We start from the raw sequence: 17120 nt of genomic DNA, 5'->3' as shown, positions 1-17120 counted from the left end.
TTAGCAAAGCACCTCCGATATTGATTAAGAGGTTGGCCAAGGCTGTACGCTGGGCCGCACGAGAGGAAAACAAAGCAGCTATCAAAGCCGTACTACAGGTGCCTATATTAGCACCGAGAACTATGCTCAAGGCGCCGGGCATGGTAACTACTCCTTCGGCGGTCAGTACCATGGTTATTCCTGTAACAGCGCTGCTGGAGTGAAGGAAGGCAGTAAAGACCATCCCTGCCAGTAAAGCCTGCCAAGGGGAGGTGCCCAAGGCGGTTAAAAGCCCGGGCAAACTCGTACTATGCTTTAAGGGTGCCGAAGCCCAACACAAAAGGTAGAGGGAGGAAAATATAAGTCCGCAGCCCAGCAGGCTTAAGCCCACTGGCCGGGAGAAACGCAGGATGAGAAAAAGGAAACCCGAGATTACGGCCGGCCAGGCCAGGGTTTGCAGGTTAAAGGCCAGGAGATGGACGGTCAAACAAGTTCCTACATTGGCACCCAAGACCAGGCTTAAGCCTTGATAAAAGGAGATTGTTTTGCTGTCTACCATACCTACGATCAACACCGTGGTGGCCGTGCTGGATTGCACCAGGGCCGTAGCTAAGGTTCCCCAGAAGAAGCCCTTCCAGGGGTTATCGGTGGCCCTTTGCAAAAGCCTTTCCAGGCGGCTGTGACTTAAAGAGACGAGGCCGGAGCGTAATAAATTAACCCCCAATAAAAGTAGCCCTATGCCTGCGGTAAGCCCGAAAAGTATTTTCCCCATGGTTCGTCCCCCTTTGAATTGCCCCAACCGTACAAGACTCTACGGTGGATTTTTTTGTTTTAGACCTGGACTTTGTGTGAAACCAAGAGGATTTTGAGGCTCAAAGGAGAATAAAAAGTTACAGTTTGGATTTATAAAGAGGTGAAAAGTATGGAGCCCCGCGAGTTATCCAGCATAATGGCTCAAAATTGGGATTTGCTTAAGCGCGTAGAGAGAAGAAGCGGTGTGGACGTAAAAAATTGCTATCAATGCGGCAAATGTTCGGCCGGCTGTCCCATGGCCTTCGCTATGGACTACGTTCCCCGGCAGATAATACGCTTGCTACAGCTGGGTTTTGTTGATGAAGCTTTAAGGAGCCGGACTATATGGATATGCGCACATTGCCAGACGTGCTATACGCGTTGTCCTAAAGAGGTAGACCTGCCGCGGCTTATGGAAGCTTTGCGCCAGGAGGCTGGCCGTGCGGGCCTGGTAACGGATAAGAAGGTACACCTTTTCGACCGAGCCTTCTTAGGTTCTGTGGAACGTTACGGAAGGGTGCACGAGATGGGGCTTATAGTGCAGTTTAACCTCCAGTCTGGCCAGCCCTTCAAGGATGCCGGATTGGCTCCCGCCCTATTTTTGAACGGTAAAATAAGCCCTTTCCCTTCCCGGATTAAGGATAGCGCGGCAGTTAAAGCCATCTTCCAAAGGGTGCGCTCCCGAGGAGGTGCTGAGCATTGAAGTACGCCTATTACCCCGGGTGTTCCCTTCACGCCACAGCAGTGGAATACGATATCTCTGCCAGGTTGGTGGCCAAGCATCTGGGCTTGGAGCTATGGGAGATCCCGGAATGGAACTGTTGTGGAGCCTCGGCAGCTCATAATACCGATCATCTCCTGGCCCTTGCCCTTCCGGCTAGGAATCTGGCCATTGCCGAAAGGGAGGGCCTGGATGTGGCCGTTCCTTGTGCTGCTTGCTTTAACCGGCTAAAGGCTTCCCAAGTGGCGGTACGCGGGTCAGAAGAGATGCGCAACACTATCAAAGAAATAATCGGGATGGATTACCAGGGACGGGTCGAAGTGCGGGCTTTTTTGGATGTTGTGGTGAACGGAGTGGGATTGGAAAAAATCCAGGGCTTGGTAACCCGGCCCCTTACGGGGCTTAAAGTAGCAGCCTATTACGGGTGCCTTCTGGTGAGGCCACCGGGGCTTACGGGATTTGATGACCCTGAGGATCCGCAGACTATGGACCGGCTGGTGGAAGCCTTGGGAGCTACGCCGGTACCCTGGGCTTTTAAGACCGAGTGCTGCAGCGCTAGCCTTGCTACATCACGGACGGATATAGGGCTGTGGCCCATCTTCCGGATTTTAAAACATGCCAAGGCCAGTGGCGCAGATTGTATAGCCGTGGCCTGTCCGCTATGTTTTCTTAATCTCGACATGCGTCAAGGGGAGGCCAAGCGCCGATTCCAGGAGAGCCTTGATATTCCTATATTCTACTTTACCGAACTTATAGGGATAGCACTGGGTTACCCGCCCAAGGAGTTAGGCTTGTCCAAGCATTTTGTTAACCCGTTACCCTTATTAGAGAGCAAGGAGATTTTACGACATCCTGCAACGAGGAGGGAGACGGCTTGAAGCGGGTAGGGGTATTCGTTTGCCACTGCGGGACAAATATTGCTTCGGTGGTGGATGTTAAGCGGGTAGCAGAGGCGGCCCGGAGCTTTCCCGGTGTAGTTTTTGCTACTGATTACCAGTATATGTGTTCGGACCCCGGTCAGGAGCTTATTCGTAAGACCATTAAGGAACAGCGCTTGAACCGCGTAGTGGTAGCCTCTTGCACCCCCAGGCTGCACGAACCCACCTTTCGTAAAACCCTGGAAAGTGCGGGGCTAAATCCCTACCTCTTAGAGATGGCCAATATCCGTGAACAGTGTGCGTGGGTTCATGCCAAGGACAAAGAAGGAGCTACAATAAAGGCTATAGAATTGGTACGCGTAGCTGTGGCCAAGGCTTGCCTCAATGCGCCCCTTAAACCCAGTACCATCCCCATTACCAAGCGGGCCTTAGTAATAGGGGCTGGCATAGCGGGTATGCAGGCGGCTTTAGATATTGCCGATGCAGGATATGAGGTGGTCCTCCTGGACCGTGAGCCTACCATAGGGGGGAACATGGTCAAGCTGGATAAGACGTTCCCTACCCTTGATTGTTCTGCCTGAATAAGCACGCCTAAGATGGTTGCTGCGGCGCAGCACCCTCAAATTCAGGTTATAACCTATGCTGAGGTGGAACAGGTAGCGGGGTACGTAGGTAATTTCCAGGTAACGATCCGCAAGAAAGCCCGTATGGTGGACGCTACCAAGTGTACGGGTTGTGGTACGTGCTGGGAGAAGTGTCCGACTAAGGTGGACAGTGAGTTTGATTTAGGCTTGGGCAAGCGTAAGGCCATATATATACCTTTTCCGCAGGCCGTTCCCGCCGTGCCGGTTATCGACAAGGAGCACTGCCGCCAGTTCACCAAGGGGAAGTGCGGGGTATGCCAGAAGGTTTGTCCTACAAAGGCGATAGACTACGAGCAGCAGGATGAGGTAGTCACGGAAAGCTTCGGGGCCATCGTTGTAGCTACGGGCTATGAACTTTTCCCTTGGGAGCAAGTATACGGAGAGTACGGTTATGGCCGCTACCCAGACGTCATCACCGGTATGCATTTTGAACGTATGAACAGCGCCTCTGGCCCCACAGGCGGTAAGATCGTACGGCCCTCAGACGGTAAGGAGCCTAAGACTGTAGTATTTATCAAATGCGTAGGTTCGCGTGATGAGGCTAAGGGTAAAAGTTACTGTTCCCGGGCGTGCTGTATGTATACGGCCAAACATGCCCACCAGGTGCTAGAGAAGATACCGGGCGCCCAGGCTATTGTATTCTACATGGACGTCCGTACACCGGGCAAGGCTTATGAAGAATTCTATTCGCGGACCGTCCACGAAGGAGCAGTATACGTTCGAGGTCGGGTAAGCCGTATCTATCAGGAAGGAGACAAACTTATCGTCTGCGGCGAGGATACCCTGTTAGGTAGGCAGGTCACGGTGGCTGCGGACCTGGTGGTTCTGGCCACAGCTATGGTGCCCAGTCGCGGATGGGAAGAATTGGCCAAGATGTTGGGGTTGGCCACGGATAAGGACGGCTTTTTCCAGGAAGCCCATCCTAAACTGCGTCCGGTGGAAACCTATACGGCAGGAGTGTTCATAGCGGGGGCTTGTCAGGGGCCCAAGGATATACCGGATACAGTGGCCCAGGCTAGTGGCGCGGCAGTGAAGGTGTGCCAGCTTTTAAGCAAAGATGAGATGGCTACCGATCCCATGATCTCTACGGTGGACGAAAATTTATGTTCGGGTTGCGGCCTTTGCCAGCCTGTCTGCCCATATAAGGCCATCGATATGAAGACCATTACCGAAAGGGTGGCAGGTAAGACCGTAGCCCGCCGGGTAGCCAGTGTCAATATGGGATTATGCCAAGGTTGCGGCTCCTGCACCGTTGTATGCAGGTCTGGTGCCCTGAACCTGCGCGGGTTTACCAACGAGCAGATACTAGCGGAGGTGGATGCAGCATGTCTGTAAATCAAGAGGCCAGTCGTTGGGAGCCTAAGATAATTGCTTTCTGTTGCCACTGGTGCGCATATGCTGGCGCGGACCTGGCAGGGCTAAACCGTCTTAGTTATCCGGCCAATGTCCGCATTATACGGGTACCTTGTTCTGGGAGGGTAAATCCGCAATTTGTTCTCCGTGCCTTCCAACGCGGAGCGGATGGTGTGCTGGTGGCCGGTTGACACCCGGGCGACTGCCACTATGTTAGTGGCAATTATCACGCCCGCCGGCGGTTGCTGGTGTTAGAGCGTGTTCTAGAATTTATAGGCATTGAGCCCGCTCGGTTTAGGGTGCGCTGGGTTTCGGGCTCGGAAGGCCCTCGTTTTGCAGAAATAATTACCCAAATGACCGAAGAGATCAGGGCATTAGGCCCCAATAGGAAGCTGAGGGATGTGGTATGAACAAGATCACCGAAAGGATGCGGGAACGCGCCCAGGAGCTCCTTGCCAAAGGTGAGGTTGAATGGGTTATCGGTTGGGAGAAGGGTTCTTTATGGTATCATTCTTCGCCGGCTTTCGTACGCCGTCCGGAGGAAGTGGAGCGCTTAATTTGGGATGATTTTTGCGCCAACAATTTGGCCAAGTATCTCCTGGATTTTACCCAGCTGGAGGGGAAAGTAGCGCTGTTCGTAAAAGGATGCGATTCGAAGGGTATAAACAGGCTCCTGCAGGACCAGCAGATAGAGAGGGAGAAAGTATATATCATCGGTATCACATGTCCCGGGGTGCGGGATGCTCGTAAGGCCCGGGGGAAAGGCCCGGAGGCCTTGGAAACGATTGACTTAGAAGAAAGATGTACTTTTTGTACCCGTCCGGAACCTGTGATTTTTGACGAGATCATCAATACAGGCGAGAAGTTACCCGGTAGAGGGGAAAAGGAGCCCCGGGACCGCTTTACGGAAGTAGAACGCTTACTGGCTTTAAGTCCTGATGAACGTTATGAGTTTTGGGCAAAGCAGTATGAACGGTGCTTGCGCTGTTACGCTTGCCGCAACGTGTGCCCGGCGTGCAACTGCCGGGAGTGCATCTTCGATCGTTCCCAATCCGGTTGGTGCAGCAAGCGCATAGTTAAAACTGAAAATGAATTTTACGGTTTAACCCGGGCATTGCATGTGGCGGGACGCTGTATTGAGTGCGGGGAGTGCGAGCGGGTATGCCCGGTGGGGATTCCCATCATGAGCCTGCACAGGAAGATAATCAAAGATCTTAACGAACTCTTCGGACCGTATGAAGCCGGCCTGGATACGGAAACCCCGCCACCTTTGGGTACCTACCGGACAGAGGATCCTGATTACTTTGTCTAGAGGGAGGTGCTGAAATGTTAAAGGTTAAAAGAGATAAATTACCCCAAGTTTTATCTGTATGGTCGGAGGAGGCTGTGGTATATACTCCCCAGGAAGAGGACGGTGTCAGCACCTTCCGCCCCTGGACCGGGCAGGCAGAAGTAACTTTTAAACCCGGAAGCACAGTTTTGCCGCCCAAGGAGTTATTTTTCCCGCGTACGGAAGAAATGTACCGATACCGTGTAGAAGGCCAGGCGGCTTTTTTAGAGGAGCTTTCTCTTCCCCAACAAAAGTGCGTGCTGGTCGGGGTGCGCTCTTGCGACGCACGGAGTCTTTTGCTTTTAGACGACGTTTTCCTTACCAAAGGGTATGTGGATGAATTCTACCGCCGGAGGCGGGAGAATACCTTGGTAGTAGCCCTGGCCTGCCGGGAAGCACTAGATACTTGCTTTTGCACCTCCTTAGGCGTCGACCCGGCCCGGGCCGAGGGAGTGGATATCCAGGCCTGGGAGAAAGACGACGGGTACCTCTTGCAAGCCACCAGTGAAAGGGGCAAGGCTCTTCTGGATAAGGTAGGAACTCTATTGACCGAGGTATCTGAGGAACCTCCTGCTGGGGCTCGTCCTTCGTTGGAGGTAGACCCGGAAGGGGTTACGGAAAAGCTCCAAAGGATGTTTGAGCATCCCTTCTGGGATGACCTGTGGCACAAATGTGTAGGTTGTGCGGCCTGTACCTTTCTCTGCCCCACCTGTCACTGTTTCGACATTCAGAGCGAAAACCGGGGCAATGAGGGTTTTAAATTTAGGTGCTGGGATTCATGTATGTTTGCAGAGTACACCCGCATGGCCGGCGGCCATAATCCCCGACCGACAAGGAAAGAACGGGTACGCAACCGCATTTTACACAAGCTCCGGTACTTCCCCGAGCGCTATGGTAAGCTGGGTTGCGTGGGATGTGGCCGTTGCTTGGAACGCTGTCCGGTGCATATGGATATCACCAAAATAATCCAGGCCATAAAGGAGGTGGCCTTGGATGGCTGAAAGTTTTAGAAACGGGAATCCTTTGGTACCGCAGCTCGGCCGGATCATAAACATCGTTGAGGAGACGCCGGATATAAAGACTTTTTATATAACTACCGACCAAGGTAAACCATTTACTCCTTTACCTGGCCAGCTAGCTATGTTATCATTATTAAACGTGGGAGAAGCCATGTTTTCTATTACTTCGCAGGGGCCTGAACACCTGGAGATTTCTATTAAAAAAGTGGGCACCCTGACGGAGGCCTTTCATGAAGCTGAGGTAGGCCAGACCGTTGGCATACGGGGTCCGTATGGCAACGGGTTCCCCCTGGAAATGTTTTACGGTAAAGACGTTCTCTTCATCGGCGGCGGTATAGGGCTGGCCCCGGTACGCTCCCTGATCAATTACTGTATTGAACACCGTGATAAATTTGGGCATTTGTGGATCATCTACGGGGCCCGCTCACCGGCTGACCTGTGCTTTAAGAAGGATCTTTTTGAAAACTGGCCTAAAGTGGAGAATTGCCGTGTAGACGTCACAGTAGACAAAGGAGACGACACCTGGACCGGGCACGAAGGTTTTGTTCCCGCCTTTGTGGAGGAGCTTAAGCCTACGCCTCAAGGCAGGGTAGCGGTAACTTGCGGGCCGCCCATAATGATTAAGTTTGTCCTGCAGGTACTGGAGAAGTTGGGCTTCAAAGACGACCAGATTGTTACCACCCTGGAGATGCGCATGAAGTGCGGTATCGGAAAATGCGGGCGGTGCAACTTGGGAAGCAAATACGTATGTCTGGACGGCCCGGTGTTCACTTTGGCGCAGCTTAAGGAGTTGCCCAATGAGTACTGATCTGCATGTCCATGGCTTGGGACATATCGGTCCGCCTCATACGATAGAACGGCTGTGGCCTTATGTTGAAGCGGCTCAAAAGCAGGGCTTGAGAGAACTCGGTTTTGCCGAGCACGATGAATACCTCTACGGCCTGGATTTTAAGGTTTTTGAAGAGTTACGCCGGTTATCTCCTATAGAAATAAAGAGGGGGCTGGAGGTTAGCTTCCGGCCTGACAGGTGTGATTTAGAGACTGTTGCCTCCCGCCCCTGGGATTACCTTATCGCTTCTGTTCACGATATTGGGGCTTGGGGGTTTGACAGCCCGGGCGGAGAGGCCTTTTATGCTGATTGGGATATGGACGAGCTTTACAGTGTTTATTTTGAACTGGTTGCCCGGGCTGCTTCCAGCGGTTTTTTCCAGATAATTGGGCACTTAGATCTGATAAAGTTATACGGACATAGGCCGCGAAGGCCTGTGGTGGAGCTGGCTGAGCCTGCCCTTAGGGTTGTCGCCCGGGCCGGTGTGGCAGTGGAGGTAAATACTGCAGGATTGTACAAGCTGGTGGGAGAAATATACCCTTCGGTGGAGCTGTTGGAGCGCTGCTTTGAGCTTAACATTCCGGTAACCGTGTCTTCGGATGCTCATAGTCCGGAGGAGGTGGGTAGAAGCCGGGAGAAAGCCATTCGCCTACTCAAAAGAATAGGTTATACCAAACTTGTGACCTTTAGGGAGAGAAGAAGGGAAGTTATAGCATTAGAGTAGCACAAATAGGTTGGGAGATTGTGCTCTAAGGGACATCTAACACACACGGTAAGGGTGGCAGAGGATACTCTACAGCTTCCATAGAGGAGCTGAAAACAAGTAACATACATGGTGTGGGCTCTAAGGGGAGTAGCCGCCGGGACTCATACAGAACGACCCGGTACCAGGATCCGTCAGCACGGCGTATATGGCCCGGATCCGGTTTACATAAGGGCGAGACCTTACCGCCCAAGTTAGGGGGGGGAGGTCTCTTAATTTTTTCAGGTAAGATTTGAGATTTTTAAGAAGTTCCTGTGAAGCTTATGATTAATCGGGGGTGAAGGTGTATGGCAGATATAGTCTTGCTCGTTATCAGCCTCGGAATCATCTTACTCGGAGCAGAAGTGTTCACTAATGGTGTGGAATGGTTGGGCAAAAAACTCAACCTCGGTGAAGGAGCTGTGGGCAGCATACTTGCAGCCGTGGGGACTGCCCTCCCCGAGAGCATGATCCCGGTGGTAGCCATCCTGTTTGGAGGCGGTCACGTAGGAGAAGAGGTAGGTATCGGGGCTATTTTAGGAGCACCTTTTATGCTTAGTACTTTAGCCTTTTTCATTGTAGGTCTCGCCGTAATTGCCTACCGGGGCAGGCGCCATGATTTTCCCCGCATGCGCATTAATACAGTGATCATGGGGCGGGACCTGGCCTTCTTTTTGCTTGTTTATGCTGTAGCTATCCTGGCTGCCCTATTAAAAACACATCTATGGAAGCAGATAATAGCCATTTTCCTCGCCATAGCCTACTTTGTTTACGCCTATCTTACCGTAACCCGGGAAAGCGGCAATAACGAAGAAGAGGAGTTACACCCGCTTTATTTTGCGCGGCGTAGCGAAGACCCTGCCTTAGGGTTGGTCGTATTTCAGGTTTTAGTAGCCCTGGGATTGATTATAGGAGGGGCGCGCATTTTTGTCAGAGGCGTGGAGCATTTATCTAACCTGTTAGGTGTACCGGCCTTTGTATTATCCCTCATCATAGCACCGATAGCTACAGAGCTTCCCGAGAAGTTTAATAGTATCATCTGGATAGGTAGGGGGAAGGATACCTTAGCTTTGGGTAACATTACGGGGGCCATGGTTTTCCAAAGTTCCCTCCTGCCTGCACTGGGAATAACCATGACCAGTTGGGACCTTACTGTTGGTGCGATGATCAGTGCGGTTCTAGCCATTCTTTCAGCAGGGGCTGTATACCTGCAGATCCGCTGGAAGAAACATTTAACGCCGTATACCCTTATGGGCGGTGGGGCATTTTACCTGATATTTGTAGTCTTGGTTTTTGCCGGAGTTATAAGATAAGTAGCGGAAATCAGAGGCGGCTCTCCCTTAATTATATATTTGCGCATAGTACAGCCCGGGATGACCGGGCTTTTTCTTTATGGCCTGTAATGGGGAAAGCCGAGTTGACAGCACGGATAACGAAAGTTAGAATGGAATCGACTAGATTGATAACTATTATTGATTTTAAGCCTGTGCGGGTGATTATATGAAGCGGGTAATCAGGCGTATGACCAAACAAAAGAGGCTGATATTGGAGATTCTGCGCAGTACAAAGTCCCACCCCACAGCCGACTGGATTTACGACCAAGCCCGCAAGGTGCTCCCGAGCATAAGCCTGGGTACAGTTTACAGGAATCTGGCCATTCTTAAGGAAGATGGGCAGATCATGGAGTTAAGTTACGGTAGCACTTACAGCCGGTATGACGGTAACCCTGAAAACCACTATCATTTCGTGTGCTTGAAATGCGGCCGGGTGGAGGATGTGGATATACCAGTGCGCGGTGAGCTGGAAAGGGAGGTAGAGAAAACCGGGGTAGGCGATGTTTATTACCACAGATTAGAATTTTATGGCTTGTGCGCGCATTGCCGGAGTAGCAGGACAGATAAGCCCGGAGGAGCGGGGGAGGATAGTAGGTGAAGGAAGCCTGGAAGTATCTGAAGCAGATACCTGTTTTTGCCGATCTGGAGGAGGAAGACCTTAAGAAGATCGCTGGCCTAGCTCTGACCAGGCGGTACCCTAAGAATGCCTATATTTTCTTCGAAGGAGAGCCGGGGAAGGCGTTTTACTTTGTTAAATCAGGAGCCATTAAACTTTTCCAGGTATTAGAGGACGGACGGGAAAAAATTCTCCATTTTGTTCGGGAAGGGGAGATTTTTGCCGAAGTTGTCCTTTTCGACGGGGGTCCTTATCCTGCTACTGCCCAGGCTTTGGAGGATACTGAAGTAGGTTATATCCGGAACGAAGATATGGAAGAACTGTTGCGCCGGCATGGTGAGATAGCAGTAAAGATTATTAAAGTGATGAGCCGGAGGTTAAGACAAGCTCAGCTCCATATCCGGGATTTAGCCCTCAAGGGAGCTTACGGCCGGCTGGCTAGTATGTTGCTTAATCTTGCCGAGGAATACGGGGAGAAGGAAGACGATGGAGTGACCATTGTCTTGTCCTTAAGCCAGCAAGAAATAGCAAATCTAATAGGCGCCTCCAGAGAGACCGTCGCCAGGATTTTAGGAGAATTTAAGCGCCTAGGAGCTATTAAAGTAGAGAGGCAGCGGATAACCGTCCTACGGCCGGAACTTCTTAAAGATTGGGTTTAAAGATTCACCCGTTGGGAATAATATTTTTGCACTCTAGACCCAGAAAGTTACTTTTTAACCCATAGTACTTGCGAAAATACCTAAAGGTATTATAGAATAAAGAACAAAGATTAAGTTTTGCACCTAGGAGGCGGCGATTATGAACCACGAAAGCGAACTCAGCGTATATCCAGAGCTTAACCCGGAAAACTGGCTTGAGCGCCTGAAATGGTTGGGTATCAATGTAGAGAAGGTAGCAGAAGATAAGAATTAAAACAGACATCCAGCGTAGGGCCCCGTTGTTAACGGGGTTTTTATTTTGGTGTTAGTGAGATTCCTGGTCTTAGGCATTTAAGACGTGCGGCCATTCGGAGCAAAAACCTTCGTCCGCAGTTAGCGGATAAAAAGGGAAAGTTAGGCGGGCCAAGGATAAATGCTCTCTATTGACAGCGTAAATTACACACAGTACAATAGAAACAGTCACAGGACCTAGGGGGTGAGAGGGATGCCACTTTATGAGTTTCAGTGCAAGGATTGCGGGGAAAAGTTTTCGGTTCGGGTTTCCTGGCAAGAAAAGGATAAAGCGACTTGCCCTTCCTGTAAAGGCCGGAACTTAAAGCAGCTCTTTAGCGGTATAACCATACTGGGTGGCAGCTCTAAGGTTGGCGGCTGCAGCACTCCCGCGGGTAGTCCCTTTAGCTGAGCGTAGTTTTACAGGGCCGTGGGCCCTGTGAGATAAGTGAGCCCCTTGGAATCAAGGGGCGTTTTATTTTTTTGAGCAAGGCGTTCTTCTTGCCACTTAGGTAAGTACGTTGTAAAATCCTTGGTGGTAAGCCTTTGAGGAAGGGGTTGTATACTGGTGGGTTTCATGAGCAATTTGAGGAACTTGAGCAGGAAGCGACCTGTACTTGGCATAGCATTAACAGTAATCATTAGTTTAGGACTCATTGCCAGCTATGTGTTTTGGGCCCTTCCCTCCAGTAACTCCGCAAATACAGGCCAGGCGACTAGTGAACTGGAAAGCCAGGTTGAGGCTTGGCAGAAGGCAGCCCAGCAACAGATAAAACAGACAGAGGAAGAAGTTAAGGAACTGGAAAAGCAGGTTCAGGAGAAGCCGGAGGATGCCGGTTTGTGGCTAAAGTTGGGCGATGGACATTATACGCTGGGGTCTCTATATCTTCTTACCGGTAATGACACGGCTAAGGCAGAAACTGCTTTTAAGGGAGCCTTGGCAAGTTACCAAAAGGTACAAGAACTTAATCCCCAGGAAAAAGGGGTTTACCTAAGGCTGGCCAAAACAGCGGTTTTTTTGGGAGATAATAACCTGGCGGAAGCTAACTACCGCCAGGCCGTCGCTGCAGATCCCAAGGACAATAGTGCCAGGATGTCCTACGCCATGTTTTTGGCCTGGGTGAAGTCCGACTACCAAGGAGCTATAAATCAATGGCAAGAGATATTGAATAACAATCCGGACGAAGAAACTGCCGAACACGTCCGGGAGATGATAAAACAAGCCCAGGAAATGGCCCAGAAAAGCTCCGGACAAGGGAACGAGTAAAGTTTAGCTGCTTTGTTTAGCCAGCGAAGGAGAAGGAAGGGTTAAGTTGCTTAAGCGGTCCAGGAAGTGCTGGAAACGTTTGCGTATATTTAAGTTCAAGGCCCACAGTATGGCGGCATGCTTTTTAACCAGTCCGAGGCGGCGCGAGATGGAGCTTAAAGAATAGAATTCCTGCCAGGCCCAGTTGAAACCTTCTTGAAGGGTTTTGGGGCTCATACGTTTGGGCTCAAAGACTACTTTGTTTATGGTATACTCGCTCCAATCATTACTCAATATCCGGTGTTCTTTTTCCAGTTTTTGACGGAGAGGGGTACCGGGAAAGGGGGTTAGGATACCGAACTGAGCTGCTTCTAACCTGTTTTCCTGGGCGAATTTTACCGTACGCTCGAAGATACTTTCATCGTCTTCGTCAAAGCCGAAAATGAAAGCTCCTTCAATGGCGATACCGTGGTCGTGGATCCTTTTTATGGCTGCACTGTATTCCTCAACCTTATTAAAGGATTTCCCGACTGCGGCAAGGTTATCGGGGGAAAGGGATTCAAAGCCAATAAACAACCCGATACAGCCGCTCTCCGCAGCCAGGCGCAGGAGATCTTCATCCCTTGCTATATTAAGAGACCCCTGGCTAAACCACTTAATCTTAAGGGGAGCGAGGGCCTTAAACAAGCGTTTAGCGTAAGAAGGATTTCCTATGAGATTGTCGTCTACAAAGGCAATAACTTCGCCTTCCAGAGTTTTTACTTCATTTACCACTTCTTCCACCGGCCGGAAGCGGAAGCGGCGACCGAAAAACTGGCTTACGGTACAGAAGGAGCAGGAATGGGGGCATCCCCGTGTAGTCTGAAGAGTGTCGGGGACAAGGTAGCGGCCCCGATCCAAAAGGTCCCGGCGGGCAACCGCCATATTTCTTAGCGGGGTTATTTTTTCCTGGCGGTAGAAGGGCTTTAACTCACCGCGAGATAAATCTTCCAGCAGGAGGGGCCAAGTAATTTCAGCTTCACCGATGACTACTGCATCGGCGTGCATCTTGGCTTCGTCGGGGAGGGTGGAGGGGTGCATGCCCCCGAGGACTACCGGTATCCCACGGCTCCGGAAAGCATCGGCGATGGTGTATGCTCTCGGGGCCAGGGCGGTCATGGCCGATATGCCTACTAAGTCGTATTTTTCTTCCCAATCGATATCCGTGACGCTTTCATCTATTACTATGACCTCATGTTCTGGCGGGGTCAAAGCAGCTAGTGTGATCAGGTTTAAAGGTGGAAAAATAGATTTTTCCTTTTCGCTTTTCCACAAGGGATCTTCCCAGGCTGGAGCAATTAAGGCTATCTTCATATTCTAGATTCCCCCTCGGTAAGTTAGTTTTCCCCGCCAGGCGAACTTTACATGTGTTGGATGTTATGATAAAAATTCGTTAGTGTGCAGAAAATTCCTGCTAAAGAAAGGGGAACAGGGGTGTATTTTTTAGGCATCGACCTGGGTGGTACCAGTATAAAGGGGGGAATTGTAGATAAGGAAGGGCGCATTTTGGCCCAGGGGCAAGTCCCTACTAAAGCTCAAGATGGAGCGGAAGTAGTTTTAGCCCAGATGGCAACCTTGACCGAAGTACTCAAGGTCACTGCAGGTATAAAGGAAAGCGAGCTCCAGGGGGCAGGCGTGGGTATTCCTGGTTCAGTAGATGTGGAAAAAGGCTTAGTAAGGCTAGCCCCCAACCTTCACTGGTCCAACTTCCCGTTAAAAGAGAAAATGGAAAAGGTCCTGGGGATTCCGGTGTCCCTAGATAATGATGCCCATGTCGCTGCTTTAGGGGAAATGTGGCAAGGGGCCGGCCGGAACTACAAGGATATTTTGATGGTTACCATTGGTACGGGTATAGGCTCCGCGGTAATATTAGACGGCGAAGTCCGCCGGGGTTTTTGGGGTTACGGAGCCGAGTTGGGACATGTTAAGGTAGATCCCGAGGGCGCCCTATGTCAGTGTGGAGGTCGGGGTTGTCTGGAAACGCTGGCTTCAGCCACGGCCATAGTCCACCAGGTAGAGCGTGAATTGAAAAGAGGGCGGCCTTCTTCATTACAACATAAACCGGGCTTGGAGGCCAAGGATGTTTTACTTGCGGCCCGCGAGGGCGACGAGCTGGCTCTGGAAGTAGTAAATAGGGCGGCAAGTTACCTGGGAATAGCCCTGGCCAATGCCGTCTTTCTTTTAGGGCCGGAAGTGGTTATTATAGGAGGGGGGGTGGCTCAGGCGGGAGAGGTGATTTTAAAGCCTCTTAAGGAGAGGTTTGTTGAGGCTTTAGGCCCGTGGCAGATAAGGCCGTTACCCTTGCTTGCGGCCCGTCTGGGCAATAAAGCCGGGTTTGTAGGAGCGGCCTATTTAGCCTTAAGCCTCTTGGAAAAGGGGTGTAATGAATAGACCTACTGCAGGGGAAGGCCGCTGGCGGTTTGTAGTTCTACTTTATCGGTATCGAGGTACATGCGTTGCCAGACTCCCCTTACAGGTCCGTACCTGAAACCGTGGCGGAGGTAAAAGTGGATGGCACGGTAATTACGGGCTCCCACCCACAAGCCGATACGTCTATGTTTTCTAGAATATAGAAAACGAATGCCACAGTGCAGGAGGAGGCTACCCGCACCCCTACCCTGAAATTCCCGGGTAACTACTAGTTCATGGATTTCGCCGATCCTTTTGTCGTCCAAATCCCTCCAGTCCGGATCGGTACATATAAACCCCCGGGGTAGCTCCGAGTGCAGCAAGAGGAAAAACCCTCCCCGGCTCCGGTGGAAGAGCCACTTGAGGTAATGCCAGATGTCCTGCGTGGTCGTGTAAGCATATTCCGGTATGGTGGCGTAGCCGGAAAGATAAATATCGGTAAGGGCATGGCGCATTCTATTAAACTGAGCCGCTTCGGTAAGGCAGATTACTTCCATAATCACTCAATGTTTATAATACCACGCGCTCCACAAAGATTAAACGCAAGAGTACTGCCTTGAAAGGTGGTGGAAACCGTGCAGGTGCCGGGAAATTTTTGGCCCTGCGGTATCGGCAGCTTACCTTTTAAAGAGCCCGAGCCTGCGCTGGAGCTAATTTTTAAAAGCATGCCTCAGATCCCCCATTGGCCGCAGTTACCCAAGAGGGGACGGGTGGAGCATTTTGTATACCAGAGCCTAGCTCCTTTGGTACGGTTGGGGCTGATTGTAGTACCCGAGGGTGAGGGGTTGCCTTACTTTAATACCAGGGCTTCAGATTGGCCGGAGAAGCTTACTCAATTTTATACGCTACTTTTGGATGCCGCTTCGGGACACTCCCGGGCCTTAGAGTACTTTGCCATCCCTAGGGAGGCCGGCCGGGGTTTTTATGCTTTTGTTGAGTTCCTGTCGCGTGAAGGAACAGGGCAAGCTTTATTTCTTAAAGGACAGGTGGCCGGCCCTTTAACAGCGGGATTATACTTAACCGATGCCGAGGGACGTTACGCGTTTTATGACCCTCAGCTCCGGGATTTAATCGTAAAAACTACGGCTATGCAGGCACGCTGGCAGGCCAAGGTTTTAGGAACAAGGGGCCTACCGGCCATAATCTTTGTGGATGACCCGGCTTTATCCGCCTACGGTACCTCGACCCACGTAGCCTTAAACCGGGAGGAAGTGATAGAAGCTTTAAAAGAGGTGGCTTTAGAAATTATCAACGCCCCGGGGATCCCCGGAGCACACTCCTGCAGCGGCGTAGACTGGTCCATTTTTATGGTATCCGGTTTCCGGATAATAAGCTTCGATGCCTATAACTATTTTGAGAGCCTAAAGGTGTATGCTTCCCAGGTCGAGGATTTTCTTAATGAAGGAGGGACCCTGGCGTGGGGTATCGTACCCACCTATGAGAAGGCCTGGGAAGAAAGTTGTGCCACCTTGTGCGCTCTCCTCAAAAATTATATCGAGGAACTGGTGAAAAGGGGAGTAAACTCTAGCCGCCTTTACCGGCAAGGATTGGTAACTCCTTCTTGCGGTACCGGTGTACTAGATGAAGAATTGGCTAGACGGGTCTACCAACTTACATTTGAGGTCGCGGAAGCAATGGCTGGGGAATAACTGTACGAGTTTTTAAACCGAGCATGAGAAAACTCCCTCCCTTGCTTTATTTAAAAGTCTGGAGGGAGTTTTTTATTTTTCCTTGGCAGGAATTTTCCTCCTGGTGAAGAATATATGTGGTGGAAAGTGGTTGATAGTGGTGAAATAGGGAAAGAAAGTGGGGCCCGGGTCCTTGTTTATCGGAGAGTATTACCACACCATAGATGAAAAGGGTCGCCTCATCATCCCGGCCCGCTTCCGCGAGGGGCTGGGAGACCGGTTTATTGTTACGAAGGGCCTGGATAATTGTCTCTTCGTTTATCCCCGTAAAAACTGGGAGGAGATAGAACAGAAGCTCAGATCCTGGCCTCTCACCAGAGCTGATGCCCGGGCTTTTATGCGCTTTTTTTTCTCCGGAGCTACGGAATGTGAGTTCGACCGCCAGGGGAGAATATTGCTGCCGGCAAGCCTAAGGGAATATGCCCGCTTAGAAAAGGAAGTGGTCATCGCCGGGGTTTCTACCCGCGTAGAAATTTGGAGCCGGGAGCTATGGGAGAAATATTTGGCGGAGACTGCCGCCCAGTACGAAGCTCTAGCGGAGAAGATGGGTGATTTAGGCTTTTAGAATGGGG

19 protein-coding genes are annotated in these 17120 nt (G+C 51.1%); 16 read left to right on the top strand and 3 right to left on the bottom strand.

The genetic code is table 11. The features are described 5' to 3' along the window. The coding region (locus L5656_RS00550) for a Na/Pi cotransporter family protein (RefSeq protein ID WP_297197465.1) at positions 1 to 751 on the bottom strand (751 nt) is incomplete at its 3' end. A 150-nt stretch (positions 752 to 901) separates the two neighbouring features. Between L5656_RS00550 and L5656_RS00545 the strand changes: the two genes are divergently transcribed. The 13 genes from L5656_RS00545 (at position 902) to L5656_RS00485 (ending at position 12433) form a co-directional block, all read left to right on the top strand. Beyond that, positions 902 to 1474 (top strand): 4Fe-4S dicluster domain-containing protein, encoded by a 573-nt coding sequence (locus tag L5656_RS00545; RefSeq protein WP_297197463.1) that lies wholly within the window; start codon positions 902 to 904, stop codon positions 1472 to 1474. Further along, entirely contained in the window at positions 1471 to 2370 is a 900-nt protein-coding gene (locus L5656_RS00540; protein WP_297197461.1) for a CoB--CoM heterodisulfide reductase iron-sulfur subunit B family protein, read from the top strand. The genes L5656_RS00545 and L5656_RS00540 overlap by 4 nt, the downstream gene beginning before the upstream one ends. Beyond that, positions 2367 to 4349 carry a CoB--CoM heterodisulfide reductase iron-sulfur subunit A family protein gene (locus L5656_RS00535; protein ID WP_297197458.1) on the top strand — a complete coding sequence of 661 codons (1983 nt, stop codon included), beginning with the start codon at positions 2367 to 2369 and terminating at the stop codon, positions 4347 to 4349. The genes L5656_RS00540 and L5656_RS00535 overlap by 4 nt, the downstream gene beginning before the upstream one ends. Then, a complete protein-coding gene (locus tag L5656_RS00530) occupies positions 4340 to 4777 on the top strand; it encodes a hydrogenase iron-sulfur subunit (protein ID WP_297197455.1) in 438 nt (145 codons plus the stop codon). The genes L5656_RS00535 and L5656_RS00530 overlap by 10 nt, the downstream gene beginning before the upstream one ends. Further along, positions 4774 to 5679, top strand: a complete 906-nt coding sequence (locus L5656_RS00525) for a 4Fe-4S dicluster domain-containing protein (RefSeq protein WP_297197452.1) — start codon at positions 4774 to 4776, stop codon at positions 5677 to 5679. Before L5656_RS00530 ends, L5656_RS00525 begins: the two co-directional genes overlap by 4 nt. Before the next feature lie 14 nt (positions 5680 to 5693). Further along, the gene (locus L5656_RS00520) at positions 5694 to 6698 is read left to right on the top strand and encodes a 4Fe-4S dicluster domain-containing protein (RefSeq protein ID WP_297197449.1); all 1005 of its coding nucleotides are present in this window, start codon (positions 5694 to 5696) and stop codon (positions 6696 to 6698) included. After that, on the top strand, positions 6691 to 7524 hold the full coding sequence (locus tag L5656_RS00515; RefSeq protein ID WP_297197446.1) for an FAD/NAD(P)-binding protein: 834 nt from the start codon (positions 6691 to 6693) through the stop codon (positions 7522 to 7524). Before L5656_RS00520 ends, L5656_RS00515 begins: the two co-directional genes overlap by 8 nt. Further along, the gene (locus L5656_RS00510) at positions 7514 to 8269 is read left to right on the top strand and encodes a histidinol-phosphatase HisJ family protein (RefSeq protein ID WP_297197443.1); all 756 of its coding nucleotides are present in this window, start codon (positions 7514 to 7516) and stop codon (positions 8267 to 8269) included. Before L5656_RS00515 ends, L5656_RS00510 begins: the two co-directional genes overlap by 11 nt. A 326-nt stretch (positions 8270 to 8595) precedes the next feature. Then, positions 8596 to 9600 carry a sodium:calcium antiporter gene (locus L5656_RS00505; protein WP_297197440.1) on the top strand — a complete coding sequence of 335 codons (1005 nt, stop codon included), beginning with the start codon at positions 8596 to 8598 and terminating at the stop codon, positions 9598 to 9600. A gap of 208 nt (positions 9601 to 9808) precedes the next feature. Further along, complete coding sequence (locus L5656_RS00500; protein ID WP_297197438.1) at positions 9809 to 10219, top strand: Fur family transcriptional regulator; 411 nt, start codon at positions 9809 to 9811, stop codon at positions 10217 to 10219. Next, the gene (locus L5656_RS00495; protein WP_297197436.1) at positions 10216 to 10896 is read left to right on the top strand and encodes a Crp/Fnr family transcriptional regulator; all 681 of its coding nucleotides are present in this window, start codon (positions 10216 to 10218) and stop codon (positions 10894 to 10896) included. The genes L5656_RS00500 and L5656_RS00495 overlap by 4 nt, the downstream gene beginning before the upstream one ends. 484 nt (positions 10897 to 11380) lie before the next feature. After that, positions 11381 to 11578, top strand: coding sequence for an FmdB family zinc ribbon protein (locus tag L5656_RS00490; RefSeq protein WP_297197434.1), 198 nt, complete (start codon positions 11381 to 11383; stop codon positions 11576 to 11578). Positions 11579 to 11743: 165 nt separating this feature from the next. Beyond that, the gene (locus L5656_RS00485) at positions 11744 to 12433 is read left to right on the top strand and encodes a tetratricopeptide repeat protein (protein WP_297197431.1); all 690 of its coding nucleotides are present in this window, start codon (positions 11744 to 11746) and stop codon (positions 12431 to 12433) included. 3 nt (positions 12434 to 12436) lie between these two features. On the opposite strand, the gene L5656_RS00480 is transcribed toward L5656_RS00485, so the two are convergent. After that, positions 12437 to 13765 carry a B12-binding domain-containing radical SAM protein gene (locus tag L5656_RS00480; protein WP_297197429.1) on the bottom strand — a complete coding sequence of 443 codons (1329 nt, stop codon included), beginning with the start codon at positions 13763 to 13765 and terminating at the stop codon, positions 12437 to 12439. 120 nt (positions 13766 to 13885) lie between these two features. Here L5656_RS00480 and L5656_RS00475 point away from each other — a divergent pair, with 120 nt between their 5' ends. After that, complete coding sequence (locus L5656_RS00475; protein WP_297197426.1) at positions 13886 to 14842, top strand: ROK family protein; 957 nt, start codon at positions 13886 to 13888, stop codon at positions 14840 to 14842. Between the two features lie 2 nt (positions 14843 to 14844). On the opposite strand, the gene L5656_RS00470 is transcribed toward L5656_RS00475, so the two are convergent. Beyond that, positions 14845 to 15357, bottom strand: a complete 513-nt coding sequence (locus tag L5656_RS00470) for a GNAT family N-acetyltransferase (RefSeq protein ID WP_297197423.1) — start codon at positions 15355 to 15357, stop codon at positions 14845 to 14847. A gap of 78 nt (positions 15358 to 15435) precedes the next feature. Between L5656_RS00470 and L5656_RS00465 the strand changes: the two genes are divergently transcribed. Together L5656_RS00465 and mraZ are read left to right on the top strand one after the other, a co-directional pair. Beyond that, a complete protein-coding gene (locus L5656_RS00465) occupies positions 15436 to 16509 on the top strand; it encodes a hypothetical protein (RefSeq protein ID WP_297197420.1) in 1074 nt (357 codons plus the stop codon). Between the two features lie 172 nt (positions 16510 to 16681). Then, entirely contained in the window at positions 16682 to 17113 is a 432-nt protein-coding gene (mraZ, locus tag L5656_RS00460; protein WP_297197417.1) for a division/cell wall cluster transcriptional repressor MraZ, read from the top strand. Positions 17114 to 17120 lie beyond the last annotated feature (7 nt).

Source organism: Thermanaeromonas sp., from assembly GCF_021890735.1.
Lineage (GTDB): Bacteria > Bacillota > DSM-521 > Neomoorellales > Neomoorellaceae > Thermanaeromonas.
This window is presented reverse-complemented; position numbering and strand designations above follow the sequence as displayed.

What these genes read in the sequence shown, in the direction of transcription:
- L5656_RS00490 (WP_297197434.1), top strand. Translation starts at nt 11,381, where the DNA reads ATGCCACTTTATGAGTTTCAGTGCAAGGATTGCGGGGAAAAGTTTTCG.
- L5656_RS00485 (WP_297197431.1), top strand. Translation starts at nt 11,744, where the DNA reads ATGAGCAATTTGAGGAACTTGAGCAGGAAGCGACCTGTACTTGGCATA.
- L5656_RS00480 (WP_297197429.1), bottom strand. Translation starts at nt 13,765, where the DNA reads ATGAAGATAGCCTTAATTGCTCCAGCCTGGGAAGATCCCTTGTGGAAA.
- L5656_RS00525 (WP_297197452.1), top strand. Translation starts at nt 4,774, where the DNA reads ATGAACAAGATCACCGAAAGGATGCGGGAACGCGCCCAGGAGCTCCTT.
- L5656_RS00515 (WP_297197446.1), top strand. Translation starts at nt 6,691, where the DNA reads ATGGCTGAAAGTTTTAGAAACGGGAATCCTTTGGTACCGCAGCTCGGC.
- L5656_RS00520 (WP_297197449.1), top strand. Translation starts at nt 5,694, where the DNA reads ATGTTAAAGGTTAAAAGAGATAAATTACCCCAAGTTTTATCTGTATGG.
- L5656_RS00500 (WP_297197438.1), top strand. Translation starts at nt 9,809, where the DNA reads ATGACCAAACAAAAGAGGCTGATATTGGAGATTCTGCGCAGTACAAAG.
- L5656_RS00510 (WP_297197443.1), top strand. Translation starts at nt 7,514, where the DNA reads ATGAGTACTGATCTGCATGTCCATGGCTTGGGACATATCGGTCCGCCT.
- L5656_RS00505 (WP_297197440.1), top strand. Translation starts at nt 8,596, where the DNA reads ATGGCAGATATAGTCTTGCTCGTTATCAGCCTCGGAATCATCTTACTC.
- L5656_RS00545 (WP_297197463.1), top strand. Translation starts at nt 902, where the DNA reads ATGGAGCCCCGCGAGTTATCCAGCATAATGGCTCAAAATTGGGATTTG.
- L5656_RS00470 (WP_297197423.1), bottom strand. Translation starts at nt 15,357, where the DNA reads ATGGAAGTAATCTGCCTTACCGAAGCGGCTCAGTTTAATAGAATGCGC.